Consider the following 25,961-nt stretch of genomic DNA (forward strand, 5'->3'; position numbering starts at 1 on the left):
CCCCCTCCTCTACTGTGCCATGAGATAACATTCGCCATTAATTGGTAAACTCCTTGTTCAAAACAAGGCATTTCAGTTCAATTGAAAAATATGGGAGAAAAGTCCCAAGGCTAGCTTTGCAAGGTGGCTAGGGTGAACACTGAGGTCTTAACCAAAGCTCAACCAAAAGCACAACCTTGAAACAGAAGACCATAGGTTGAGGACATGTAGACGCATACATGCATAAGATACTGCAAACTATCCCTTGACACTCTATATGAAGTTAAGTATTCTCGTATATGTTATGTTAGATTATCCACAGATAGTTAACTGAGAGTGGGTCGGAGGTGATGCGAAATGGATACGGGTCCTGAAGCTAGTAGGTCTAGCAAAGGTTATGATACACAGCGAAAAAAATACAAAGGGAGTCCATTCTCGCTATTACTTCCAAGAGGAGAGATTCCCGGTTAGGAGGAAGCTTTATGGTTAAACTCAATCAAGATAACCGTGAACAGTATACGAATGCTATTTTGCGGGCCTTAACAGATCATAATATCCATGACTTCCGAGAACAGTTTCTCTCTCTCCACCCAACTGATCAGATTGAAGTCACGTTGCATTTGTCCAAAAAGCAACGCGGGCTTGTATATAAGTATCTTGATCCCTCTGAATTTGCAGAGATATTCCAAGGGTTAGAGATTAACGACCAAAGACAAATATTTAATGAGTTAGCTCAAAATTATGCAGTAGATATGATTGGGCACATGTATTCTGATGACCTCGCCGATTTTTTAGCTGAATTACCTGAAGAGAAGAAGCGCTTGTTCCTCAGTAAAATGAGTAAAGAGGACGCAGAGGAAGTTCAGCACTTATTAAAGTATCCAGAGCAAACAGCCGGTGCTATTATGACAACAGAGTACATCTCCATTTCTGTTAGCGATTCAGTCCAAGACGTTTTGAATCTTTTACGGTTAGAGGGACCAGATGCCGAAACCATCTACTATCTGTATGTCACTGATGAAGATCGGAAGTTAGTCGGGGTGCTATCCCTGAGGGACCTGATTATTTCTCCGTTGGAAACAAAATTAGAAGACATCATGAGTACGCGAGTGGTATCCGTTGATGTTAAAGAGGACCAAGAAAACGTTGCATCAATGATACAAAAATATGATTTCCTAGCCATACCTGTCACACTCAATCAAAGGCTGGCGGGGATCATTACGGTTGATGATATTATTGACGTTTTAGAAGAAGAAACGACAGAAGACTTTGGTGAAATCACAGCCGCCAAAGGGGCGGTCGACTTAGATATTGGTCCTGTTGAAGCAGCGAAGAAACGGGTACCTTGGTTAGTCATGTTGTTATTCATCGGAATGTTCACAGCGGGTATTATAGGACAATTTGAAGAAACATTAAGTGAGCATACCGTCCTTGCCTTCTTTATTCCATTAATTGCTGGTATGGCAGGGAATACGGGGACCCAATCACTCGCCGGTGTGGTACGGGGCCTTGCGTTAGGAAAACTAGACCGGCCCGGTATTGTTAGATTATTAAAGAGAGAACTTGGAACGGGTGTCATTATAGGGATCGTGTGCGGAATTGTCGTGGCCATTAACTCTCAATTTGTACCGAATACAGGTCTCACGTTTGGCTTTATTATCGGTTTCTCTTTGTTTGTGACATTAGTGGTTGCCACGTTAGCAGGCTCTACTATCCCTTTAATCATTAATAAGTTAAAAATAGATCCGGCTGTGGCCTCTGGTCCTTTCATTACCACGATCAATGATATCGTCGCCTTGCTTATTTATTTCTCAATCGCCACGGCCTTTCTCTCGCATTTATAGGCCCTAGTGCTTGAGGCGTACACTGATTAAGGCATCAAAAATAGAATAAAGACCACCACACGACGTGAAAGATAGACGGGGTGAGGTGGTCTTTTTTTATTACATTAATTATAGATTTAACACTAGTACTTAAAGTCAACGTGAGTCACATACTCAACCGAAACGTGATTATTTTTTACCGTAATGAAAATGAGATTGACTGTAGAATGCGAGATCAGGAAAACGTTCACTGGCCCACCTTAGGTTAAACTCATTTTCAAATAGAACGACCGGGCGACCTTCCTTATCTTTAGCCGGTTTGGCATTCGATACTTGAAATGCAGACGGCTTAAAGTCACCATCCACCCAACGAGCAATTTGGTAGGGTAAGCGCTGCAGAGACATGTCGACGTTATATTCATGTTTCATGCGATACTCAAACACCTCGAACTGCAACTCCCCAACGACACCAATCATCATTTCCTCTATACCAGTCGTCCCTTCAAAAAATTGCACTGTTCCTTCTTCTGTTAACTGTTGTAAGCCTTTTAAGAACTGCTTTTTCTTCAGTGCGTTCTTAATAGAAACGCGCGCGAAATGCTCTGGAGCAAAGTTAGGCATCTCGTCATAAGTGAAGGTTTGTCCCTCACATAACGTATCACCGATTTGAAAGATACCCGGATCAAACAAACCGATGATATCGCCGGCATAAGCGTCCTGAACAATATTCCTTTCTTGGGCCAGAAACTGCTGGGGCTGAGATAATTTAACGGACTTCTTTAGCCGTGGATGTTTGACACTCATCCCTCTTTCGAACTTGCCCGAACAAATTCTTAGAAAAGCGATACGATCGCGGTGAGCCGGATTCATGTTCGCTTGTATCTTAAAAATATAACCTGAAAATTTTTGATCAGCAGGGTTAATCGGTCCGATACTACTCACCCGTTCGACTGGCGCTGGTGCTATGTTCAGGAAATGCTCAAGGAAGGTCTGCACACCGAAATTAGACAAGGCACTGCCGAAGAAGGAAGGCGTCAAATCACCTTTCTGAATTTTTTCGTCATCATACGCGTCTCCGGCAATATCCAGGAGTTGAATATCTTCGATGAGTTTTTGATGAGCTTCTTCACCTAATAAATCTGTTAATAAAGCGTCCTCAACATCCTCTACTTTGTGCACGCGTACTTTTTTGGCATCATCTGAGTCAAACAGTTCAACGTATTTATTTTTGCGGTCATAAATACCCTGAAAATCAATACCAGAGCCTATGGGCCAGTTCATAGGATAAGATCTCATGCCGAGGACCTCTTCAAGTTCCTCCATCAGCTCAAAAGGATCGCGCGTCTCACGGTCCATTTTGTTAACAAAGGTAAAGATCGGTATTCCTCTTTGACTACATACCTCAAACAATTTCTTCGTTTGAGCTTCGACCCCTTTAGCCCCGTCTATGAGCATGACCGCACTGTCTGCAGCCGTTAAGGTACGATAAGTGTCCTCACTGAAGTCTTCGTGTCCTGGGGTATCGAGAATATTAATGCGGAAACCATCATAGTCAAATTCCATGACACTAGACGTCACTGAAATACCACGTTGTTTCTCAATTTCCATCCAGTCTGATGTGGCGAATTTAGAATTTTTCTTACCTTTGACCATACCAGCTTCATGTATGGCTCCACCAAATAAAAGAAGTTTCTCTGTTAATGTTGTTTTCCCGGCGTCCGGGTGGGAGATAATAGCCATTGTTTTTCGTTTATCTACTTCCGTTTTTATCACGTTGCATATCCTCTCTTTTCCTTCAAATGTTTCTCTCTCTGTTCCTTTTATAACCTCATGATAGTGTAACATAATTTAACACAAAACTCACCCATTGGCGCCTCTTAAGCGGTTCCTTAGTCCTGATGATTGTGACTCATGCCATCATCCTGTTCGCCATCATCTGTGGCATCATCGATGTCACTGAGTTGAATTTCTTCACCCTCAGCTTCCTGTAACCATTTTTGAATCTCTTTTGGATCACTTAACGCTGTCATGCCGATGTTTAGTGTACCTTTCAGCTCTTTAACGACGAGTTCCTGTATTTTATAATTGATATTCTCAATATGCAGGGGTTTGATTTGTTCAACCTGTTCTTGTAGCACTTTATTCTCCTCTTCTAATTGCTGTAGCCGTTTCTCAAGCTCTTTAAAATAATTGGGGTTGTCATAGTAGTACAAGACTGTCACCTCCTACACTATCACCAAAAAGATCTGGGCTCATATGATAACCTATGTAAGTTTGATAAAGGAGGTTCATTCTGATGAGACCAGATCAAGTGGACTTAGATCAGTGGCGTTCTTTTGCTCAGCAGATATTAGGAGATGATTTTTTTGACGATTTTTACAGTAGTATGGAAAAAGAAGGACCGGCCTATAACGTGTACACGAACGCTTCAGAAATCATGGTCCTCGTTAGTCTTCCGTACATTACTGACCTTTCTCAGGTGAAACTGACTGTTAAGGAGCAGGAGGTATACTTAAAAGGTCACATCGATCTTGGGTTTGAACATATGCAACAGGTTGCTGAAGGGATATTCAGTGGTCATTTTGAGATAACGGTCCCCTTACCTCAAATCGTGAATCAGAAGAAAGTAAACGCGCAGTACAAAAAAGGGATCCTACAGATTCAGCTTTTTCCCAAGTTAAGAAAAGACGGTAAGAGTGTACAAATAGCAGACACGGAATAACAGGGTACAAAACATCTTTATCATAAATAATACAAACCATAGCGACGGGGCTATGGTTACTTTTGCTCATCCGTTTTTCTTACGCTGAGGTCTTGAGCACCCGGTTAGCTAGATGGAGAAGGAGAGGGAGAAGGAGAAGGAGCAGCCTGAGCAGGTGGGACGAGTTGTTCGTCTGGTCCAGCCTGAGCAGTCTGTTGTTGCCCTGGGGGACCTGAGATATCTGTACTGGTTGCTTTATTGTTAGATAGGATCGTCTTGCCTATATTAAAGGAGCCGATGTTACTAATCGATTGGACTTTAATGTTCCCAATAGAGATTTTCACGGGCCTTCCCCCCTCTGTGACCTAAAATTGTTTTTGTGGCTGATCAAGCACATCCGGGTCTTTTACAATATTTTTATCAAAGTTTGCGGCGGGACTAGCATCCCCGATGACCGTTTGCCCTCCAACAGATTTCGAGTCGGCTTTATGACCTTTATGGATCGTATTGCCAAAGTTAATGGACCCGTTACTCGAGACATTATTTACCTTTATATTAAAAATATTATTGACGTGCGGCATAAGATCATCCTTTATGACCGTTTGCTTTATTTATATGAATAGTCCACTTATCCGTGACAATCACCTATTTTGACTGAAATGTGCGGTTGTCTAAAGCATCAGCTTATACCATACATAGAATAAATAGACCAATGCCACTCTTTAGGAGGGAATGTATGTCACAGTCACATGATCAAGCTTTGAATCAATACATGGGGCAAGCGGTGGAAATTCAAACGGTCGATGGTAGAGTTGTTCGAGGTGTCGTACAGTCTGTGGATTCGTCCGGTGTTCACTTAACACCATTAAGTGCTGAACAAAATGAGCGCTATCATCCTTTTATTGTTCCGCTAGCCGCTATACTGGGACTAACGGTTATTGGGTCATGTCTCACACCACCCTGTTATGCACCTTATCCAAGGCCACCATACCCTAGACCACCTTATCCACCTAGACCGCCTTATGGCCCCTACTATTAAAATAGCGGAATAAAGCATCAATAATGGTGAAACGTAAAAAAGGCTCATGAACCACTTTCGTGACACTTTTTAAACGGGAGTGGTTTTTTTGTGACAAAAAATCCCCAATCGTTAAATTTACATGATATTATTTTTTGGATATAATGAAAAGTAATTTATTGGGACGGTGGTGTAATAAAGGATGGAACAAGGCATGAATACGAGATCAATGATTTTTACCTTATATGGAGACTACATCCATCATTATGGCGGAGAAATCTGGATCGGAAGTTTGATTCGACTGTTAGAGGAGTTTGGTCATAATGCGCAGGCGATCAGAGCGGCCATCTCCAGGATGAGCAAACAAGGCTGGGTTGAAGCCAATAAAGTGGGCAATAAAAGCTACTATTCACTCACCCCACAAGGGCAGAAGCGTATAGAGGAGGCTGCGACGCGGATATTTAAATTGAAAAGTTCTAAATGGGATGGTCAGTGGCGTATGCTTATTTACTCTATACCGGAGGAAAAAAGGAACCTGCGTGATGAGTTACGCAAGGAATTAACATGGAGTGGGTTCGGTTCCTTGACGTTTAGCTGTTATATTTCTCCAAATCCACTTGAGGAACAGGTACAAGCACTGGTCAAGCGCTACGATATTGAACCTTATGTTGATTTCTTCACTTCAGATTACATTGGCCCGCACGCGAATCATGATTTGGTTCAACGGTGCTGGGATTTAAATGAAATTAATGAACGTTATCAATCATTTATTGACGTCTACAGTAACAAGTACGTGATTGATCGTAACAAATTGGAGAAGGAAGATATGACGGATGGAGAGTGTTTCGTTGAGCGTACGAAACTCATCCATGAATATCGTAAATTTTTATTTATTGACCCGGGATTGCCTGAGGAACTCCTCCCTAAAGACTGGTTAGGGGACCACGCTGCTGCACTATTCAGGGATTACTATCAAATATTAGCCCAACCTGCTAGCCGCTTTTTTGAACAAGTGTTCCAAGAAGGTAACGAGTTGGATAAAAAGGCGTCATATAACGTGATGGAGCACCCGCTGATGGTAGGAGAGACAGAGAGCAGAAGGGGAGAATAAAGATGAAAACAATATACTCAGTTAAGGACTTACTAGGCGTTGTCAGTGGAGAGGTTGCTCCGCCTGCATGTGATCAGACTTTAGGAGTAGAGATTGACGAAGCAAGTGAAGGTTACGCAAAAGGGACCTGGCACCTTGACGATCAAATGCTGAATGGTCATCAGGTCGCCATGGGCGGTTTTGTTTCTGCGGCGGCAGATATCGTCATGGCTTATGCGATTGCTTCCGTGTTAACGGATAAGCAAGCATTTTCAAGCATTAATCTGAACACGACATTTCACAGGCCAACGCGCCCCGGTCAGGTTCATATTACGGCAAAGGTTGAGAGGGCAGGCCGAACGACCGCCTACCTTACAGCTGAATTAACACAACAGGGCAAGCGAGTCGCCTCCACAACATCATCTCTTATGGTCTTTAATGAGATTGACTAATATCCTGCCCATCCCTCCGCTTAGGAGGGGTGTTTTTTTATAAATAAAAATGATATCGTTTACAAATTATATGACACTATTATATAATGACGTTATACAAACGTAATATAATATAATAAAGACAAACATTAGCGTTGAGAGGGGGAACGTCATGACGATGGATACAACTTTTCAAGGTTTATCAGAGGAAGAGAAGAAGGAAGCGTTTCTAGCGCGAATAGACCGCGGTGAGAAAATTGAAGCGGATGATTGGATGCCAGAAGATTATAGGCAACAGCTTGTCAGACTTATTGCGATGCATGGCATCAGTGAGATTATGGGTGCCTTACCTGAAAAGGAATGGGTCCCTAAAGCCCCTACCTTACATCGTAAATTAGCCATTATGGCTAAGGTACAGGATGAAATGGGGCATGGTCAGCTATTATTACGAGTGGCTGAAGATTTAATGGCTTATTGGGGAAAAGGTCGAGATGATATTTATAGAGATCTCATCTCTGGGAAACTCAAGTTTCATAACGTTTTCCATATGAAAGCACCAACATGGGCCGATGCGGGTATGATTGCTTGGCTGGTCGACGGAGCGGCCATCATCACACAAAAGATGTTATTGGACACTTCCTATGGACCTTATGGTCGAGTATTACAGAGAATCTGTGCGGAGGAAGTTTTCCATATGCAACACGGAGAAAGTATTATACTCACGCTTGCTGAAGGAACGCCTGCGCAACGTCAATCATTACAAGACGCACTAAATCGTTGGTGGCCAGCCCTGCTTATGTTCTTCGGGCCACCGGAAGGCAACAACATCTCCAAGCACCAACAAACGAATTTGCGTTACAAAATTAGAACCGCCACTAATGAAGATATGAGGCAGATGTTCCTCGATAAATATATGCCAAGAATCTTGTCTCTCGGGCTCACGGTACCAGATGAAAGTATTCACTATGATAAAGATCAAAAGCAATGGATATACGAGCAGCCGGATTGGGATGAGTTTAAACAAATCGTGGGTAACAACGGACCGAAATCTCAAGAAAGACTACGTCTAAGACAAATGAGCTTTGAGAATGCAGAGTGGGTCCGTGACATCTTAGCCGCTCGTACGTTAGCAACAGGATAAGGGGGGAGACGATGAGCGAAAAAAATACAAACTATCCTGTCTTTGAAGTCTTTGTACAGCGTGATGCCAACAATCAATTTATTCACCACGGAAGCTTGTTAGCACCTAACGCTGACGTGGCATTATCTTTAGCGAAGGAGAACTTTACCCGCCGTCAGTCCTGCTACAACTTATGGGTTGTTGAGAGAAACCATATTTCACAGTTATCTCCAGAAGAACGTAAATCCTTAGACAAAATTGAAGATAAGCAGTATCGGGAGACAAAGGGATACGGTTACCTTAAGAAAAAGTGGCGTCAATATGAACAAGAACAACTAACAGAACGCAATCTGTTGAGATAAGGGAGGGATGATCATGAACAAAATGATGATTCAAACGGCTAAAGATGCACAAGGGCATGCCGATTTCAAAGACGCACTCGTCTCCCTCTTATTTCAACTCGCGGATGATAATTTTATCGTCGGTTATAGAGGGTCAGAATGGCTTGGGCTGGCCCCGCACTTAGAAGCGGACGTCGCTTTTTGTTCCATCGCACAGGATCATACAGGGCATGCGGCATTATTCTATCAACTTTTAGAAGATCTAGGTCAAGGGAAAGCGGATGACCTCGCTCATTTGAGAGAGGCTCAAGCCTTCAAGAACGCTATACTTGTTGAAAGACCGAATGGGAAAGGCGACTATATTGTTAACCCGCAGTATGATTGGGGCTATGCGGTCATTCGTCAGTATTACTTTGATCTTTTTGAAATGGTTCGTTTACAAGCTCTTAAACAATCTTCATATGAACCATTAGCACAGGCGGCAGAGAAACTATCTAGAGAGAAATATTATCACGTTTTACACGGTCAAACATGGTTGAAGCAAATGGCTCTGACCACAGATGAAGCAAAGCAAAGACTTCACAAAGCTTTACAGCAAGTGTGGCAGGATCTAGATGAATTGTTTGACATGGGGCCTTTAGGTGAAGACCTCACAAAGTATGGCATCATCGAGAGTCGAGACCTGATTCGTCAACGTTTCATCTCTAAAGCCAAAGAGGACTTAGCCAGCGTCAATATGAACTGGCCAGGGGAACCAAGCAGGCCAAAAGAAAAAGGACGAGAAGGCGAACATACGTCAGATCTAGACACAGCTCTAGAAAATATTTCAGAGGTATATCGTCAGGACCCAGCTGCGAACTGGTAGGCGTTCGGGAGGGCAATCAGAAACGAAAAGGGTGACAATATGGATGTAAGTGTGAACGTTGAACAGGAGATATGGCGTTGGCTAGAAGAAGTTAAAGATCCTGAAATTCCTTCTGTCAGCGTTGTCGACATGGGCATGGTTAAGAGCGTCTACGTCACAGAAGTAGGGCGTGTTCAGCTTGACATGATACCAACTTTCGTAGGGTGCCCGGCGTTAAATTTAATCGAGAAAGAGGTTAAGAACACGCTACAATCCAAACCAGGTATTAAGGATGTAACCGTCACGTTCGTGATGGATATCCCTTGGACTTCAGATAGAATCAATGAACAAGGGAGACAAAACCTCAAAAAATATGGTATAGCACCTCCGCCAAAGGACTATCAGGAAGGCGATCCTTGGGTAGCGGAATGTCCCTACTGTTCATCACCAAAAACAGTAATGGAAAACGTCTTTGGCCCAACGGCTTGTCGCAGTATCCTATACTGCACAACATGTAAGAACCCTTTTGAAGCCATTAAACCGGTGTAAAGTAAATCTAGTCTGCATTATGAAGGTATTATACCTTCGATTTTCCTTGACTGACTTTTTATAAAAGAATGAATAATGCATCTGCAACAATGAACGAACCCATATAAAATTCTAAAAAATGGAGGGGTCATCTTGTTACAAGAAACAAACGTACAAGTCCAAGAGAAATACCAAATGCTCATTAACGGAGAGTTTGTTGATAGTTCATCAGGTGAGACGTTTGAAACGTATAACCCAGCGACGGGTGAAGTGATTGCACAAGTAGCCAAAGGTGGAAAAGAAGATGTGGATCGTGCTGTAGAAGCAGCAAGGCAGGCGTTTGATCACGGTAAGTGGAAGACAATGCCGTTTAACAAGCGCGCTAGAATCTTGAACAAAGTCGGTTCCATTATGAGAAGTCGCTTTAATGAACTTGTTGAGCTCGAAGTGCTGAACTCTGGAAAAGCTTTATCTGCAGCGCAAGGGCAAGTGATGCAAGCGATCGAAGACTTTGAGTTCTATGCGGGATCAGTGGTCTCCAACACAGGAGAAACCAAACCTGTACCGCCAGGATTCTTCAACTACACACAGAAGGAACCGGTCGGTGTGTGTGCACAAATTATTCCTTGGAACTACCCTATGATGATGGCTGCTTGGAAGCTCGCACCAGCGTTAGCGGCTGGATGTACGATCGTATTGAAGCCAGCAAGTTTAACACCTATTACGGCCCTTGTCTTAGCCGATATCTGTCGTGAAGCAGGTGTGCCTGAAGGGGTCTTGAACGTTGTCACAGGACCAGGCTCTACTATCGGGGGTTATCTCGTTGATCATCCCGATGTAAACAAAGTGGCCTTTACAGGTGAAACCTCCACAGGAAAGGATATCATGGCCCGAGCATCTGAAACAATGAAGCGCGTGACATTAGAGCTCGGCGGAAAGTCAGCCAACGTCGTGTTTAATGACGCTGATATTGATGCAGCGGTTGACGGGTCCTTATTCGGTATCTACTTCAACACAGGACAGTCGTGCGAAGCGAGATCCAGACTATTCGTACAAGAAGACATGTACGATGCATTCATGGAAAAATTCATGGATAAAATCCAGAAATTAAAACTCGGTAATCCCCTAGCAAAGGATACGCATGTGGGGTCTATCATTTCCGCACAACAGGTAGACGTTATTGACGGCTATGTTCAGGAAGCGGTCAAAGAAGGCGCCACACTTGCGTACGGAGGGTATAGCCCAGAATTTGAAGGCTTTGAAAACGGTCACTGGTATATGCCAACAGTCCTGACCAACGTGACAAACGACATGAAGGTCGCTCAAGAAGAAATCTTCGGTCCTGTTGTTGTCGTGATGCCGTTCAAAGATGAAAAAGAGGTCGTCAAATTAGCGAATGATTCTAAGTACGGATTAGCTGCATCAGTGTGGACAAAGGACCACGGCAAAGCGCACCGTGTCAGCAGTCGTTTAGAGGCGGGTGTCATTATGGTCAACTGTCCATTCTCTGCCTTCCCTGGCTTGCCTTTCGGAGGATATAAAGAATCAGGTTTCGGACGTGAACTAAGTCTAGAGACATTAGATTTATACACTGAGACGAAAAGTGTCCTTTCCTATGTTGGACCTAAGCCGCTCAATCCATTTGGCATCTAGATGCATTGAGGCATAACCATTGAGGTATAAACATAGCGAAAAGATTAACATATTTCAGCGTTGAGTTATAAAAAATTTTTGCTAGAGTACCACAACGATATGAGACAGGACGGGGGAAGCGAGTATGTCTAGGGAAGTTGTAATTGTGGATGCAGTGAGAACACCTATCGGACGGTATAAGGGCGCTTTGAAGAACGTAAGACCGGATGATCTGGGTGCCATTGTCGTTCGTACACTATTATCTCGGAGTCCTGCCCTTGCAGCTGATGACATAGAAGATGTCATTTTCGGCTGTGCTAATCAGGCAGGTGAAGACAATCGTAACGTAGCAAGAATGTCGTTATTACTCGCGGGTTTACCACAAGAAGTTGGCGGGACGACCGTCAACCGCCTGTGTGGTTCTGGACTGGATGCAGTCAATATGGCCGCTAGAGGGATTGCCGCTGGTGAGGGAGACGTCTATATTGCTGGAGGAACGGAGAGCATGACGCGTGCCCCGCTTGTGATGGGCAAACCGGACGTTGAATTCCCAAGAGGGAACCGCGAGTTGTTTGACACCACCATCGGGTGGCGTTTTGTCAATCCACAGTTAGAGCAAGATTACGGAACATTGTCTATGCCTGAGACTGCTGAGGAGGTGGCAAAACGCTATCGTATTTCCAGAGAAGACCAAGATCAATTCGCTTATGAAAGCCAGCAGCGCTATCGACAGGCGTTTGAAGCAGGGAAGTTCCAGGAAGAAATTGTACCTGTGACTTGGAAAGATCGTAAAGGGCGTGACATGACGGTGAGGGAAGATGAGCATCCGCGTCCAGATACTTCAATAGATAAGCTACGACAGCTAAAAGCACTGTTTAACGAGGGAACGGTAACCGCTGGTAACGCTTCAGGAGTGAATGATGGCGCCTCTGCGCTTCTCCTGATGAGTGCAGAAAAAGCAAAGGCGTTAGGGCTCAAACCACTGGCCAAGTATGTGACATCAGCTGTCGCTGGTGTAGAACCCAATATAATGGGGATAGGTCCAGTGCCGGCAACGAAAAAAGCTTTGAGTAGAGCAGGACTTCATACAGCAGATATCGATCTTGTTGAGCTGAATGAGGCGTTTGCCGCTCAATCTCTGGCTTGTCTAAGAGAACTACAGCTGCCAACAGAGCGGGTGAACGTGAACGGTGGGGCCATCGCCTTAGGTCACCCCTTAGGTGCGAGCGGTGCACGTATTCTAACGACACTTCTATACGAAATGAAGCGTCGCAAAAGTAAACATGGCCTAGCCACAATGTGTGTGGGTGTCGGGCAGGGCATCGCAACCGTTGTGCAAAGCCTCGATGAGTGAGTGTCGTGAAAATATAGGTCTTATGAAGAAGAGGAGGGGAACATGAAACACCTTCAATTTTCTAAAGAAGATTATATAGGTACTATTACCTTGCAACGCCCAGATGTAATGAACGCTTTAAATTACGAAACGCTTCAAGAGTTGAGTGACTTAGTGGAACAGATTCACCATGACCGGGATATTCGAGTCGTGGTGATCCGTGGGGAAGGTAAAGCATTTTGTGTCGGTGCCGATTTGAAAGAACGGATGAAACTAACCGAACAAGAGGTACGCCGCAATGTGCATAAGATTAGTCGCGTCTTTGAACAGATTGAGAACCTACCACAGCCTACCATTGCTGCCATGCACGGTTACGCGTTTGGGGGAGGATTTGAACTCGCGCTCGCTTGTGATCTCAGGTATGCACAGGACACAACGAAAATGGGTCTAACGGAGGTTAGCCTAGGGATTATTCCGGGTGCAGGTGGGACCGTCCGTCTCACGCAATTAGTAGGAAAAGCCAAAGCGAAGGAACTCATTTTAATGGCGCAACGTTTTGACGCTAAAGAAGGTGAAGCGTTAGGGATCATTCAAGCTACAACGAATGAAGACGTCCACGATTTTGCCGTAAAGCAAGCCCAGAAAATGACAAAGCTCGCACCATTAGCCGTTGTGCAAGCGAAGTATGCCATCAACCGGGCGTTTGATACAGACACTAGAACGGGGGCAGACGTGGAGGCCAAGGCTTATGAAGTCCTCATCCCTACTGAAGATCGTATAGAAGCGTTACGCGCCTTTCAGGAGAAGCGTGCGCCTCATTTTAAAGGTCAATAATCTGACAAAAACCTGAACATAAAGTCAAAAAATGTCGATACCCTTAGTAAGGGGATTTATTGGAAAAAAGAGGAGGAATGTCTCGCATGGTAAAGTTATTAGCGCTTTACAAACAGCCGGAAAATAAGGAAAGCTTTAATGATCATTACTACAACGTGCACACACCATTGGCTAAAAAAATGCCGGGTCTAGAAAAGGTAGAGGTCACAGAGATTTTTGGTGCCCCCACGGGAGAAAGCGATTATCATCTATTAGCTGAACTTTATTTTAAGGATAAAGAGACGTTAATGAGTTCTATGAATTCACCAGAAGGTAAAGCGGCAGCAAAAGACCTCATGGGATTTGCTGGTCCATTAGTCACCATGATGTTTGGTAAGGTTGTTGAGAATTAAATAAGGGAGATGCTTGCTCATGAGTGACGCACTGCTGTTAGAAAGAACGGAAGGGCCGGTTGCCATATTACAACTCAATCGGCCCCAGGTCATGAATGCACTTAATCTCGCCATCATCGATGAACTGGTTGAGAAACTCAAACAGCTTCAAGATCGGGAGGACGTGCGCTGTGTCGTCCTTACAGGTCATGAAAAAGCGTTTGCTGCTGGTGGGGATATTGAAGAGATGGCGGACATTCCTTTGGCAGAGATAAAGCAAAAAAATCAGTTTTTGCCTTGGGACCAAATCCCCCGCTTTAACAAACCTCTCATCGCCGCCGTTCAAGGGTATGCCCTAGGAGGTGGGTGCGAGTTGGCGATGGCCTGTGACATGATTGTGGCTTCGGATCAAGCTCAATTCGGCCAACCGGAAATTACCTTGGGTATTATGCCTGGCGCAGGTGGGACACAACGTCTTACCAAAGCATTGGGAAAAGCACGAGCTATTGAATTACTGCTAACAGGTAAGAATCTTTCAGCTGCTGAAGCGTATGAAAGAGGGCTGGTGACTAAAATCGTGCCCCATGAGCTTGTCCTTAATGAGGCTATTAAACTTGCAAGACAAATAGCTAACCAACCGCCCGTTGCAGTAACGTTGATTAAGGAATCTATTTATAAAGCGCTAGATACCCCTACTCAAACAGGGATGGATTTTGAAAGAAACGCTTTCTATATGTGCTTTGGCACCGAAGATCGTTTGGAAGGGATGCAAGCTTTTAAAGAAAAAAGACAACCGCGCTTTAAAGGAAGGTAGGGTGTGCCATGTTTGAAACGATTAAATTAGACATGCAGGATCATGTTGCTATTTTAACTTTAAACCGACCTGATAAGCTAAACGCCTTCACTGAGCAAATGAATACAGAAGTGGTAAAGGCTTGCAAACAAGTAACCAAAAATCCGGATGCACGAGCCCTATTGATCACGGGCGAAGGTCGTGCGTTTTGTTCTGGAGAAGACCTGGCCAGTGTGAGTGACCCTGAGGCGATCAACCATGGGGCGTTTCTACGTCAACGCTACAACCCTATGATACAGGCCATTAGTCGATTAGAGATTCCGGTTGTAGCTGCTGTGAACGGAGCAGCGGCTGGAGCAGGATGTAGTCTAGCCTTGGCTTGTGATTTTAGAATTGCCTCTACCAAAGCAAGTTTTATAGAAGCCTTTATTCATATTGGATTGGTTCCAGACTCAGGTAGTTGTTACTTTCTACCACGCATTGTCGGATGGGCTAAGGCGCTAGAGCTAGCCATTCTTGGAGAAAAGATTAAGGCTGAAAAAGCACATGATCTCGGTTTAGTTACTCAGGTAACCGAACCGGCGCAGTTAATGGAGAATGCTATTGCGTTTGCAACGAAACTATCGCTCATGCCTACAAAGGCCATCGGGTTGATCAAACGGACAATGGCTCAAGGATTGCAACAAGATTTAGATAGCACATTAGAGCTTGAAGCCTATGCCCAGGAAATAGCAGGAAAAACGCAGGACCATCAAGAAGGCGTCGCAGCTTTTATGGAGAAAAGAACACCACGTTTTGAAGGGAAGTAATCGTATGTCTAGATTTGAACAAGGCATCATCGTTATTGGTGGGGGTACGATGGGAAGGGGAATTGCCCAGTTCTTCCTTCAATCTGCCTACCCTGTTACGCTCGTGGATCTAAACAAAGACATTCTCGTGCAAGCGGAGGAAGATATAACCAAACGTTTAAATCGCTTGGAGGAGAAAGGAAGACTTGAGCAGGGGCAGGCCGAACAACTGTTACAGCACTTACGCTGTTCAACTGAAGTAGAAGGCCATCACGGGTGTTTAATTATTGAAGCAATTGTGGAAGACATGGCCGTGAAACAAAAATTGTTTAAACAGCTAAGTGCTGCCTACCCTGAGGATACTTGCTTCGCCTCCAATACGTCATCACTATCCATTACAGAGCTGGGCAGCGTAGTCAGGCAACCTGAGCGAGTCCTCGGCATGCATTTCTTTAACCCGGCACCCCTGATGCCACTTGTCGAGGTTATAAAAGGGTTAGACACGTCTGAACCGCTAGTAACAGAGATCGTTGATTTGCTTAAAGCGCTCGGTAAAAGTCCAGTTGTCGTCGAAGACACGCCAGGGTTTATCGTCAACAGAGTGGCCCGTCCTTTTTATAATGAGGGATTAAAAATAGTCTCTGAGAAGACGGCGAACATTGACCAAATGGACCGTATCATGAAAGCAGCCGGTTTTAAAATGGGACCTTTTGAACTACAAGACCTTATCGGTATCGATATTAACTTTGCCACAACGTCATCATTGTACAGGGCCTATCATCAAGAGCCTCGCTTTCGTCCGAGTCCATTACAAGAGATGATGGTCAAAAGCAAACGTTTAGGTCGGAAGACGGGAAAGGGGTTTTACAACTATGAAACCGAATAACATCCTCATCCTAGGTACCGCTCCCATCAATGCCTATGTGGCCCAATGGTGTCAAACTCACCAAGTCCAGTGTCAACATACTACGATTGATACAGACACCCTTCCTGCAGATGACACGGCATTTAAGGATGCGATAGAGTCAGCCGATGTGATCTTTGATACGATAACCGGTCCTATTGATATAAAGAAAAGATGGACACAGGCGATCGATCAACTGTCTCGTCCGGATGCGATTATTTTGACGTCGTTCCTGCACCATACCGTAACGGAAATCAGTAGTTGGTGCCAAGACCCCTCCCGTTTGATCGGGTTTCAACCTTTACATTTTGATTCGATGCCAGTATTAGAAATCGCACCAGGTCTGCGTACCGCACAAGATCACCTAGATACCATGCTGACTTTTTTCGAACAGCATCAAAAACAGGTTGAGATCATTCAAGATCAAGTGGGCGGCGTATTTCCTCGAACCCTTTCGTTAATTGCCAACGAAGCCATATACACCTTGAGTGAGCAAGTGGCCACAAAGGAAGATATCGATACAGCGATGAAAAAAGGGACGAATTATCCTTTAGGTCCTCTAGAGTGGGTGGATAAAATCGGGCTAGATCATGTTTTATGTATCCTCGATGGCTTGTATCGAGAATGTGGAGACGACCGTTACCGCCCTGCTCCCCTACTAAAGCAGATGGTTCGTGCCGGTTACGTAGGTGAAGTCAGTGGAAAAGGATTCTACGATTATGCGTAACCTTCTGTGCAAACAGTTAGATATTCAATACCCTATCATCCAAGGGGGGATGGGGAACATTAGTCCCGTCTCGTTATGTATCGCTGTCTCCCAAGCGGGAGGGCTTGGACAAATCGGTGTGGGTACCTCTTCTCTAGAAGTAGTCGAAGATAAACTCAGCAAAGTAAAAGAAGCGGTATCCGAGCGGCCGTTTGGGGTCAATATACCCATCAGTGTACATCCTGACGTGAGTGGTGTCATTGAACTGGTTAAACAATATAACGCCCCCGTCGTCTCTCTGTCAGCCGGTAACCCAAAACCATGGATACCTTCTTTGAAAGAGCAGGGCGTCAAAGTATTAGTGGTGGTGTCAACCGTATCTCAAGCGAGAAAGGCGGCACAGGCTGGAGCGGACATCATTGTGGCAGAAGGATTTGAAGCAGCGGGGAAAAACTCGCCAAAAGAGCTCACAACGATGACCCTTATTCCCCAGGTTGTAAGTGCAGTTGAGGTCCCCGTTATTGCTGCTGGTGGCATTGGTGACGGCAAAGGATTACTGGCAGCCCTCTCTCTAGGCGCATCTGGTGTGCAGCTAGGGACGAGGTTAGTAGCCACACAAGAAGCACAGGTTCATCAAGCCTATCAACAAGCGATGGTAAAGGCAAATGACGAAGACACTCTAGTTTTAGGACGATCTTATGGATTTGTGACAAGGGTACTCAACGTCCCTTACACGAGCGCCCTATATCAACAAGAACGTACAGGTCTATCAAAGGAAGAGTGGTTAGAGTATTTAAACGAAGATCGCCATCATCGAGGGGCCATATTAGGTCACTTAGATCAAGGTCATGTCAATGCAGGACAAATCGTGGGAGAAATACATGATGTACCAACCGTAGCAGAACTATTTGAAAGAATGATGCGTGAAGCAAAACAACAGCATCATCAGCTTCATGCCTTCTTAAACAAAGAGGAGGAGTAAAAACATGAGTACATTTCAAGAAGTTGTGACGCACAAGGAAAATGAATCGAAATCAATATCAGTATTTCAAAAGATGAGTCAGCACGAACAGGTGGTTTTCTGTAATGACGAAAAAACGGGATTACGGGCCATTATCGCCATACACAATACGACGCTAGGCCCCGCTTTAGGTGGGTGTCGCATGCGTCCCTACGAAAGTGAAGAAGAAGCGCTAGAGGATGTGTTAAGACTCGCTAAAGGCATGACATACAAATGCGCTGCAGCTGACGTTGACTTTGGTGGAGGAAAAGCGGTCATTATCGGTGACCCCCGAAAAGATAAGTCACCAGAACTGTTTAGAGCCTTAGGACAATTTGTTCAAAGCTTAGGGGGACGTTTCTATACAGGATGTGACATGGGAACGTTACCGGAGGACTTTGTCCACGCTAAGAAAGAAACGGAATATATCGTTGGCGCGCCCGAAGAGTATGGTGGAAGTGGAGATTCCTCAGTCCCTACGGCGCACGGGGTGATACAAAGCCTTAAAGCTGTGAACCAATTTTTATGGCATACCACAACGCTAACAGATAAAACATTTGCCATTCAAGGCTTGGGTAAAGTAGGTTACAAGGTGGCAGAAACCCTGATTACAGAAGGGGCGAACGTTTATGTGACAGATATCTATGATGAGGCCATTGATGAATTGATCGCCCAAGCTAAGGATAAGCAAGGCAACGTGACTAAGGTGACGGGTGAAGAGATCTATAAAGTGGACGCAGATGTGTTCGTCCCTTGTGCAATCGGTGGTGTCATTACAGACGAAAGCATCGAACAATTAAAAGTGAAAGCCGTTTGTGGTGCAGCGAATAACCAACTCCTTGAAGACCGTCACGATAAGGTGCTACAAGAAAAAGGTATTTTATATGCACCAGATTATATCGTTAACGCGGGTGGTCTCATCCAAGTGTCTGATGAACTATACGGGAGTAACAAAGACCGTGTGCTAAGAAAAACGGAATCTATCTTTGAGACCCTATCTCAAATCTTTGAAAAATCAAAAGCGCAATCGATTCCAACCGGTGAAGCGGCTGATCAGCTCGTGGAACAGCGTCTTACGCAACGGCAACAATTTAATAGCTTTTTCACTCACCACCGTAGACCGAAGTGGGACATTCGTTTTTAGGAGGGAGCCATATGACGACAATGGAAGCGGAGTTTCCTGTGGTGCAATATATCTCACCAGAGGGACAATTGAATGCCGATTATGCCCAGACGTATGATCGACAACACCTAATGCTGAGTTATGAAAATATGCTCAAAGCGAGGGTATTTGATCGTAAAGCCGTAAATTTACAAAGACAAGGGCGCATTGGAACATATGCGCCTTTTGAAGGGCAGGAAGCAGCCCAAATTGGGAGTGCGATGGCACTGGAAACATCCGACTGGATGTTTCCATCCTACCGTGATCATGCGGCCACTTTGACTTTTGGACATTCACTGATGAATGTTTTACTTTACTGGGCAGGACGTGTAGAAGGGTGTATGCCACCCGAGGGCAAGCATATTTTTCCACCTTCCGTGCCGATAGCAACTCAAATTCCTCATGCCGTAGGGGCGGCTTGGGCTGAGAAACTTAAGGGCCGTACAGGCGCATCGATCGTATACTTTGGGGATGGTGCAACGTCGGAGGGAGACTTCCACGAGGGATTAAATTTTGCTAGTGTCTTTCATGCCCCTGTCGTATTCTTCTGTCAAAACAATGGATTTGCCATTAGTGTGCCCGTGTCACGTCAAATGAAATCCAAAACGATCGCACAGAAAGCGTTGGCGTACGATATACCGAGTGTTCGTGTGGATGGTAATGACGTTCTTGCCGTTTATGAAGAGACGAAAAAAGCCCTTGATCGAGCTAGAAAAGGAGAAGGACCGACGCTAATTGAAGCCGTTACGTGGCGTTATGGGGCACATACGACGGCCGATGATCCAACGAAATATCGAGACCAGAGTTTAAGTGAAGAAAAACGCGTAGAGGACCCTCTTACGCGAGTGGAACGCATGCTCCGGCACAACGGGGACTGGGATGAAGAGTGGGCTCAGCGTGTGTCTGAGGAAATGTCTGACAGAGTAGACAATGCCGTGAAAGATATGGAGCAATATCCAGCAGCTGAACCTACGTTCATGTTTGACCATATTTTTGAGACGCCGACTTGGCACATACGTGAACAACGAGACTCAATTGAAAGGAAGGAGGGATAAGAATGGGGATGAATACGCTTCAGCACCAACCTAGTGAGACGAATGCAAAACCTGTAGGTCAAACGGAGAAAATGACATTAGTTCAAGCGGTGACAGACGGTTTGAGAACCATGATGTCTGAAGATGAACAAGTCTTAGTCTTGGGTGAAGACGTGGGCACCAATGGGGGGGTATTTAGAGCAACCGATGGTCTCATCAATGAATTTGGTGATAATCGTGTTGTCGATACGCCCCTTGCGGAAGCAGGCATTATTGGCACAAGTATTGGGCTAGCCATGAACGGATTCAAACCAATTGCCGAAATACAGTTTCTAGGGTTTATTTACCCAGGTTTTGAGCAAATTGTGACGCATGCAGCGAGGATTCGTATGAGAACGTCAGGACGCTATACAGTACCAATGGTCATCCGTGCGCCCTATGGTGCGGGTATTCGTGCTCCAGAGATACATTCCGACAGTACAGAAGCGTTCTTCGTTCATTTACCTGGCTTGAAAGTGGTCGCGCCGTCAAGTCCATATGATGCGAAAGGATTACTCATTGCCAGCATTGAAGATCCTGACCCCGTCATATTCCTTGAGCCTATGAAGAGCTACCGAGCTGGAAGAGAAGATGTACCTGTAGAAAAGTACACCGTTGACATTGGTAAAGCGAACGTGGTCAAAAAAGGAGAAGATGTGACTCTCATTTGCTGGGGGAACATGGTGAAACCGACGATGGAAGCGGCTCAAAAAGCGGAAAAAGAAAAAGATATTCAAGCAGAAGTAATAGACCTACGTACCTTATACCCACTGGACAAGGATACCATCGTCCAGTCGGTTGAAAAAACGGGAAGAGTGGTCGTCGTACATGAAGGACATCGCACTGGTGGCGTAGGTGCAGAAATTATTGGACTTATTAATGATCATGCACTCTTTTATTTAAGATCACCGATCGAACGTGTCACAGGTTACGATGTTCATGTGCCACTATTTGCCTTGGAGGACCACTATCTCCCTTCCATTGACCGGGTTTATAAGGGAATTCAAAATGTCCTTGCGTATTAAGGGGGGAAGCGAACAATGTACGAAATGAAATTACACGATATTGGTGAGGGAATGACAGAGGGCGAAGTGGTCCAGCACCTCGTGCAGGTCGGAGACGATGTAGAAGTTGACCAGCCTGTAATGGAAGTCCAAACGGATAAAGTGTGTGCAGAGCTACCTTCTCCTGTGGCAGGGAAAGTGTCTGAGATTACGGTACAGGTGGGAGACATTGTCTCTGTCGGAAGTACCATCTTAGTGATTGATGAGGCTGCGGCAGGATCACAACAACCAGAGCAAAATACCGCTGATTCCCCACATCATATAGCTCAAGATGACCAAGATAGTCATTCCAATCATCAACCACCAGGTGACGCAGCACTCAACAGCCAGGAGCGTTTACGCAATGTGATGGCTGCACCTTATACACGTAAAGTCGCTCGAGATTACGGCATCCAAATCGAACAGATCAAAGGGACAGGACCCAAAGGGAGAATTACCCTTACAGATGTTGAACGGCATGCACACGCATCTGACTCTTCTCATTTAGAAGTGGCCAGTGCACAGGAGGCAGTATCATTACCTCTGAACGATGGGGCGCAAGTAGGGAATAATCAAAACCCATCACCTGACCATACAGTTGGGGAGACTGTACAATCTGTCCCTTCAGAAGGAAAAGTCATCCCGTTTAAGGGACGTCGCAAGCAAATTGCGAACAAAATGACACAGTCTATGTTTACAATCCCGCACGTGACACACTTTGATAAAATTGATATGACACACCTGCTAAAGATCAAGCAAGAATTTGAAGCACAAGCCACAACACAAACGACGCACAATCTTATAGAAGAAGATGTGAAACCGACTAAAATCTCTATTATGGCATTTGTTTTGAAAGCAATTGCTGTCAGTTTACAGCAACACACCATATTCAACGCCAAGTTAAACGAAGATAAAGAGGAAATATACCTCGAACCCCATGTGAATCTAGGGGTGGCGGTCGACTCGGAGGAAGGCCTCATCGTGCCTGTCATACCCGAAGTAGAATCCAAGTCTATCTTAGAAATCAATGCGCTAATGAAACAATTGACCAAAAAGGCGCAGCAGAATGAACTGTCCCCACAGGAGCTTAAAGGGGGAACCTTTACGGTCAGTAATGTTGGCCCTATTGGAAGCATGTTTGCCACCCCGATCATCAATCATCCGGAAGTAGGCTTATTGGCCTTTCACCAAATGGAAGATATGCCGGTCGTGAGGAATAATGAGATTGTGATCCGCTCAATCCTTAACTTTTCTATGTCCTTCGACCATCGAGTGGCAGATGGGGTAGCAGCCGTTCAGTTTACCAACCAGATTAAGCATTTGCTCGAGAATCCGATGCAACTGTTTGTCCATTTAAAATAGATAGAGCGGTGATGGTGCTAATTATAAAAACTGTTGGAGACATGTTTCTCCAACAGTTTTTTTTACTAAGATACGGCAACCTAGATCTTTTAGAACTAAAGGAAAGATACGCCTATACCAAGCGTTTTCCCTGTTCCACTATTCTGTAATACCGTTCGCTTTAAAGGTTTTGGCATTTTCAACGTAAGTGTCTGAGGACATTCTTAAGATCTCAAGATCCTCCTCTGTGCATTCACGAACCACTTTACCAGGGCTCCCCATCACAAAAGAATAGTCGGGTATATGCTTACCAGGTGGAATGAGGGTATTGGCAGCAATAAAACATTTTTCACCAATGGTGACACCGTCCAAGATAGTCGCCCCCATCCCGATCAAGCTTCCACTTTTTATTTTACAGCCATGTAGTATCACATTATGTCCGACAGTGACATCATTCTCAATCTCGAGGGGATAGCCTTCATAGAGATGACAAGTCGTGTTATCTTGAATGTTCGTCCGTTCACCGATCCTGATCGGTCCTTCATCTCCTCGTAATACCGCGTTAAACCACACCCCTGAATCCTTTCCAATATGAACGTCCCCAATCACTCGCGCACCTGGCGCTATGTAAACGCTGTCATGCAAGGTTGGTTTTTTTCCATTCAACTTGTAAATCATATAAATGTGCAGGCCCCTTTCATGATAAGTTGATTCATAATTAAAAATGATTTCATTGTGAAAAAAAAGATCTTAATATAGCCTTCAACTATGTTTCATTATATCATGTAAAGGATAAGAAGAGAGTATAGAATCCATGGAATAGGGAGGAGTGAAGTCAATGTCTACTGCTGAACATTATGATCTCATTATCATTGGTGCTGGAACTGTTGCTTTTGATGGCATGCGTGAAGCGAAAGCCTTAGGTGCTCAGAAAATTATGATGGTTGAAAAGGATAAACTCGGTGGCACATGCCTGAACTGGGGATGAATGCCGAAGAAGGCCTTGGTAAGGTCTTTGGAGGTTTTTAACACAGTCAAACGAGCGGACACATTCGGTGTATCGACACAAGACACGAAGCTAGAATGGAAAAAAGTGTTAGAGAGACAACGGCATATCATCGGTCAATTCGTTGATTCAAAGACACCTTATCTAAAGGAACGCAATGTAGATGTCGTTGAAGGGACAGCAACTTTTACAGACAGCCATACAATTAAAGTGGGTGAGCAGGCTTATAGTGCAGATAAATTTCTCATTGGGGTTGGTTCCAAGACGCGCGTCCTTCCGATAGAGGGATATGGTCACACGATAACAAGCCGAGACATATTTAACCTCGAGGTGCTACCCGCCTCGATGGTCATGATTGGGGGCGGTGTCATCAGCATGGAATTTGCCCATATTCTAAATGCCGCTGGTGTGGACGTGACTATTGTGCAAAGAGGGCCACATTTATTAACCCACCTTGATACCGAAAGTGCTGAATACATTGAGCGCATCTCAGAGGAAAAAGGCATGACCGTACTGACTCAAGCGACCGTCACGAGAATTGAGAATGTAGGTCATCAGAAAACAGTACATATTCAGAAAGATGGACAAGACCATCAGCTCAAAACGGATATGGTCTTCATGGGAACAGGTCGTGTCCCAAACGTTGAAGGTCTCGGACTAGAACAAGCGGGTGTGGCGTACACAGAACAAGGAATAGAAGTCAACGCGTTCCTTCAAACCAAAGCAGAGCATATCTATGCAGCAGGTGACTGTATTGGTGACTTAATGCTTACCCCCGTAGCAGCATATGAAGCCAAACTCGCCATGAGAAACGCCTATAAAGGAAACCATCAAAAAGTTGATTACGCTATTATACCGCATGCCGTATTTACCATGCCGTCTGTTTCAGGCATCGGACTCACAGAAAAACAAGCCAATGAACAAGGTATCGACTACCATGTGAACAAAATGCCCTTTAAACACAGTGGTACAGCTATTATTCTCGGGGAAAAAGCAGGATACGCCAAAATACTCACCGATAAGCAGACGCACAAGGTTATTGGCGCCCACATCGTTGGTCATAAAGCGGATGAGATGATTCACGAGTTTGCCATAGCCATGAAGGGTGAACTGACGATTCATCAAATGGCTGAACTTGTCCAAGTACACCCGACGTTGTCCGAAAACCTGATCGAACTGACATTCCAAGGCTCCCAAGATTTAAACACAGGACATGACATCTAATCTATGATAAAATAATGGCACAAACATTGTAGTAGAGAGATGACTATCCTCTAGGGGTGGTCATCTTTTATAAAGTTTAGGGAGGAATTTATCATGAAAATGATGGACGCAAATGAAATTATCTCTTTTATACAGAACAGTGAAAAATCAACACCCGTTAAAGTACATATTAAAGGTGACCTTGATAGTATTGATTTTGGGACTAACACCAAAACCTTTATTACAGGTCAAGTAGGCACATTGTTTGGAGAATGGAAGGACATCCATGAAGCGATTCAAGCGAACCAAGACAAGATAGAAGATTTTGTTGTCGAGAACGACCGTCGTAATTCTGCTATACCCCTTCTAGACATGAAAAATATTCATGCCAGAATTGAACCGGGTGCCATCATCCGCGACCAAGTTGAAATCGGAAATAACGCTGTCATCATGATGGGAGCATCCATCAACATCGGTGCTGTCATCGGTGAAGGAACCATGGTGGATATGAACGTTGTGATCGGTGGACGAGGCACGGTTGGTAATAACTGTCATATTGGCGCTGGTGCTGTGATCGCTGGGGTTATCGAACCCCCTTCCGCTTCACCCGTTGTCATCGAAGACGAAGTTGTCATCGGTGCAAACGCCGTTATTTTAGAAGGCGTGCGCGTTGGAAAAGGCTCCGTCGTGGCAGCCGGAGCAATCGTCACCGAAGATGTCCCTGAAAACGTTGTAGTCGCAGGTACACCTGCCCGCGTCATCAAAAAAATCGATGACCAAACCAAAAACAAAACAGAAATTAAAGCAGAACTTCGCCAACTCAACCAAGACTAAATCAACCTCAAGGCAAAAGGTCCTTCAAAAGGAGGGCCTTTTTTCAAATTACCAAGTTGGAAA

At 44.7% G+C, this 25,961-nt stretch carries 30 protein-coding genes; 25 read left to right on the forward strand and 5 right to left on the reverse strand.

Features of this window, described 5'->3' with window-relative positions; genetic code table 11:
* Positions 1-461: 461 nt before the first annotated feature.
* Positions 462-1,823 (forward strand): magnesium transporter, encoded by a 1,362-nt coding sequence (gene mgtE / locus JKM87_RS04555; RefSeq protein WP_202078419.1) that lies wholly within the window; start codon positions 462-464, stop codon positions 1,821-1,823.
* Positions 1,824-1,991: 168 nt separating this feature from the next.
* Here the strand turns inward: mgtE and JKM87_RS04560 are convergent, their stop codons facing one another.
* Both JKM87_RS04560 and gerPC read right to left on the reverse strand, forming a co-directional pair.
* Complete coding sequence (locus JKM87_RS04560; RefSeq protein ID WP_202078421.1) at positions 1,992-3,647, reverse strand: peptide chain release factor 3; 1,656 nt, start codon at positions 3,645-3,647, stop codon at positions 1,992-1,994.
* Positions 3,648-3,691: 44 nt separating this feature from the next.
* Positions 3,692-4,015 carry a spore germination protein GerPC gene (gerPC, locus tag JKM87_RS04565; RefSeq protein WP_202078424.1) on the reverse strand — a complete coding sequence of 108 codons (324 nt, stop codon included), beginning with the start codon at positions 4,013-4,015 and terminating at the stop codon, positions 3,692-3,694.
* An 83-nt stretch (positions 4,016-4,098) separates the two neighbouring features.
* On the opposite strand from gerPC, the gene JKM87_RS04570 reads away from it, so the two are divergent.
* Entirely contained in the window at positions 4,099-4,524 is a 426-nt protein-coding gene (locus tag JKM87_RS04570) for an Hsp20/alpha crystallin family protein (protein ID WP_202078426.1), read from the forward strand.
* Positions 4,525-4,628: 104 nt separating this feature from the next.
* On the opposite strand, the gene JKM87_RS04575 is transcribed toward JKM87_RS04570, so the two are convergent.
* Positions 4,629-4,847, reverse strand: a complete 219-nt coding sequence (locus JKM87_RS04575) for a hypothetical protein (RefSeq protein ID WP_202078427.1) — start codon at positions 4,845-4,847, stop codon at positions 4,629-4,631.
* Positions 4,848-4,868: 21 nt separating this feature from the next.
* On the reverse strand, positions 4,869-5,084 hold the full coding sequence (locus tag JKM87_RS04580; RefSeq protein WP_202078430.1) for a spore germination protein: 216 nt from the start codon (positions 5,082-5,084) through the stop codon (positions 4,869-4,871).
* A 155-nt stretch (positions 5,085-5,239) separates the two neighbouring features.
* Here JKM87_RS04580 and JKM87_RS04585 point away from each other — a divergent pair, with 155 nt between their 5' ends.
* The 20 genes from JKM87_RS04585 to JKM87_RS04680 all read left to right on the forward strand — a co-directional run bounded on the left by JKM87_RS04585 (position 5,240) and on the right by JKM87_RS04680 (position 22,876).
* Positions 5,240-5,542, forward strand: a complete 303-nt coding sequence (locus JKM87_RS04585; RefSeq protein ID WP_202078431.1) for a hypothetical protein — start codon at positions 5,240-5,242, stop codon at positions 5,540-5,542.
* Positions 5,543-5,735: 193 nt separating this feature from the next.
* Positions 5,736-6,632, forward strand: a complete 897-nt coding sequence (gene paaX, locus JKM87_RS04590; protein WP_202078434.1) for a phenylacetic acid degradation operon negative regulatory protein PaaX — start codon at positions 5,736-5,738, stop codon at positions 6,630-6,632.
* Between the two features lie 2 nt (positions 6,633-6,634).
* The gene (locus tag JKM87_RS04595) at positions 6,635-7,063 is read left to right on the forward strand and encodes a PaaI family thioesterase (RefSeq protein WP_202078436.1); all 429 of its coding nucleotides are present in this window, start codon (positions 6,635-6,637) and stop codon (positions 7,061-7,063) included.
* A gap of 151 nt (positions 7,064-7,214) precedes the next feature.
* Positions 7,215-8,183, forward strand: coding sequence for a 1,2-phenylacetyl-CoA epoxidase subunit PaaA (gene paaA / locus JKM87_RS04600; RefSeq protein WP_202078438.1), 969 nt, complete (start codon positions 7,215-7,217; stop codon positions 8,181-8,183).
* 11 nt (positions 8,184-8,194) lie between these two features.
* The gene (paaB, locus tag JKM87_RS04605; protein WP_202078440.1) at positions 8,195-8,524 is read left to right on the forward strand and encodes a 1,2-phenylacetyl-CoA epoxidase subunit PaaB; all 330 of its coding nucleotides are present in this window, start codon (positions 8,195-8,197) and stop codon (positions 8,522-8,524) included.
* A 13-nt stretch (positions 8,525-8,537) separates the two neighbouring features.
* Positions 8,538-9,368 (forward strand): 1,2-phenylacetyl-CoA epoxidase subunit PaaC, encoded by an 831-nt coding sequence (gene paaC, locus JKM87_RS04610; protein ID WP_236838591.1) that lies wholly within the window; start codon positions 8,538-8,540, stop codon positions 9,366-9,368.
* A 51-nt stretch (positions 9,369-9,419) separates the two neighbouring features.
* Positions 9,420-9,896: a 1,2-phenylacetyl-CoA epoxidase subunit PaaD gene (gene paaD / locus JKM87_RS04615; protein ID WP_336885130.1), complete on the forward strand. Its 477-nt coding sequence runs from the start codon at positions 9,420-9,422 to the stop codon at positions 9,894-9,896.
* Between the two features lie 174 nt (positions 9,897-10,070).
* On the forward strand, positions 10,071-11,528 hold the full coding sequence (locus JKM87_RS04620) for an aldehyde dehydrogenase family protein (RefSeq protein ID WP_202078897.1): 1,458 nt from the start codon (positions 10,071-10,073) through the stop codon (positions 11,526-11,528).
* A gap of 124 nt (positions 11,529-11,652) precedes the next feature.
* Entirely contained in the window at positions 11,653-12,861 is a 1,209-nt protein-coding gene (gene pcaF / locus JKM87_RS04625; protein WP_202078444.1) for a 3-oxoadipyl-CoA thiolase, read from the forward strand.
* A 42-nt stretch (positions 12,862-12,903) separates the two neighbouring features.
* Positions 12,904-13,674, forward strand: coding sequence for an enoyl-CoA hydratase-related protein (locus JKM87_RS04630; protein ID WP_202078446.1), 771 nt, complete (start codon positions 12,904-12,906; stop codon positions 13,672-13,674).
* An 86-nt stretch (positions 13,675-13,760) separates the two neighbouring features.
* Positions 13,761-14,066: an EthD family reductase gene (locus tag JKM87_RS04635; protein WP_202078448.1), complete on the forward strand. Its 306-nt coding sequence runs from the start codon at positions 13,761-13,763 to the stop codon at positions 14,064-14,066.
* 19 nt (positions 14,067-14,085) lie between these two features.
* Positions 14,086-14,859, forward strand: a complete 774-nt coding sequence (locus JKM87_RS04640) for an enoyl-CoA hydratase-related protein (RefSeq protein WP_202078450.1) — start codon at positions 14,086-14,088, stop codon at positions 14,857-14,859.
* A gap of 8 nt (positions 14,860-14,867) precedes the next feature.
* Complete coding sequence (locus JKM87_RS04645) at positions 14,868-15,647, forward strand: enoyl-CoA hydratase-related protein (RefSeq protein WP_202078452.1); 780 nt, start codon at positions 14,868-14,870, stop codon at positions 15,645-15,647.
* A gap of 4 nt (positions 15,648-15,651) precedes the next feature.
* Entirely contained in the window at positions 15,652-16,512 is an 861-nt protein-coding gene (locus tag JKM87_RS04650) for a 3-hydroxyacyl-CoA dehydrogenase NAD-binding domain-containing protein (RefSeq protein ID WP_202078454.1), read from the forward strand.
* The gene (locus tag JKM87_RS04655; protein WP_202078456.1) at positions 16,499-17,257 is read left to right on the forward strand and encodes a 3-hydroxyacyl-CoA dehydrogenase family protein; all 759 of its coding nucleotides are present in this window, start codon (positions 16,499-16,501) and stop codon (positions 17,255-17,257) included. Before JKM87_RS04650 ends, JKM87_RS04655 begins: the two co-directional genes overlap by 14 nt.
* Entirely contained in the window at positions 17,250-18,218 is a 969-nt protein-coding gene (locus JKM87_RS04660; protein WP_202078899.1) for an NAD(P)H-dependent flavin oxidoreductase, read from the forward strand. The genes JKM87_RS04655 and JKM87_RS04660 overlap by 8 nt, the downstream gene beginning before the upstream one ends.
* Positions 18,219-18,222: 4 nt before the next feature.
* On the forward strand, positions 18,223-19,380 hold the full coding sequence (locus JKM87_RS04665) for a Glu/Leu/Phe/Val family dehydrogenase (RefSeq protein WP_272899173.1): 1,158 nt from the start codon (positions 18,223-18,225) through the stop codon (positions 19,378-19,380).
* A gap of 20 nt (positions 19,381-19,400) precedes the next feature.
* Positions 19,401-20,453 carry a pyruvate dehydrogenase (acetyl-transferring) E1 component subunit alpha gene (pdhA, locus tag JKM87_RS04670; protein ID WP_202078903.1) on the forward strand — a complete coding sequence of 351 codons (1,053 nt, stop codon included), beginning with the start codon at positions 19,401-19,403 and terminating at the stop codon, positions 20,451-20,453.
* A gap of 2 nt (positions 20,454-20,455) precedes the next feature.
* A complete protein-coding gene (locus JKM87_RS04675) occupies positions 20,456-21,496 on the forward strand; it encodes an alpha-ketoacid dehydrogenase subunit beta (protein ID WP_202078458.1) in 1,041 nt (346 codons plus the stop codon).
* Between the two features lie 15 nt (positions 21,497-21,511).
* Entirely contained in the window at positions 21,512-22,876 is a 1,365-nt protein-coding gene (locus tag JKM87_RS04680) for a dihydrolipoamide acetyltransferase family protein (RefSeq protein ID WP_202078461.1), read from the forward strand.
* A 138-nt stretch (positions 22,877-23,014) separates the two neighbouring features.
* Here JKM87_RS04680 and JKM87_RS04685 read toward each other — a convergent pair whose 3' ends face one another.
* On the reverse strand, positions 23,015-23,533 hold the full coding sequence (locus tag JKM87_RS04685; RefSeq protein WP_202078463.1) for a gamma carbonic anhydrase family protein: 519 nt from the start codon (positions 23,531-23,533) through the stop codon (positions 23,015-23,017).
* 160 nt (positions 23,534-23,693) lie between these two features.
* Between JKM87_RS04685 and JKM87_RS04690 the strand changes: the two genes are divergently transcribed.
* The 3 genes from JKM87_RS04690 to dapD all read left to right on the forward strand — a co-directional run bounded on the left by JKM87_RS04690 (position 23,694) and on the right by dapD (position 25,898).
* On the forward strand, positions 23,694-23,843 hold the full coding sequence (locus JKM87_RS04690; RefSeq protein ID WP_202078465.1) for a hypothetical protein: 150 nt from the start codon (positions 23,694-23,696) through the stop codon (positions 23,841-23,843).
* Positions 23,844-25,085 carry a dihydrolipoyl dehydrogenase family protein gene (locus tag JKM87_RS04695; RefSeq protein ID WP_202078467.1) on the forward strand — a complete coding sequence of 414 codons (1,242 nt, stop codon included), beginning with the start codon at positions 23,844-23,846 and terminating at the stop codon, positions 25,083-25,085.
* Between the two features lie 93 nt (positions 25,086-25,178).
* Entirely contained in the window at positions 25,179-25,898 is a 720-nt protein-coding gene (dapD, locus tag JKM87_RS04700) for a 2,3,4,5-tetrahydropyridine-2,6-dicarboxylate N-acetyltransferase (protein WP_202078468.1), read from the forward strand.
* The last annotated feature ends 63 nt before the right edge of the window (positions 25,899-25,961 follow it).

Origin of the sequence: Caldalkalibacillus salinus (assembly GCF_016745835.1) — a bacterium.
GTDB classification, from domain to species: Bacteria; Bacillota; Bacilli; order Caldalkalibacillales; family JCM-10596; genus Caldalkalibacillus_A; species Caldalkalibacillus_A salinus.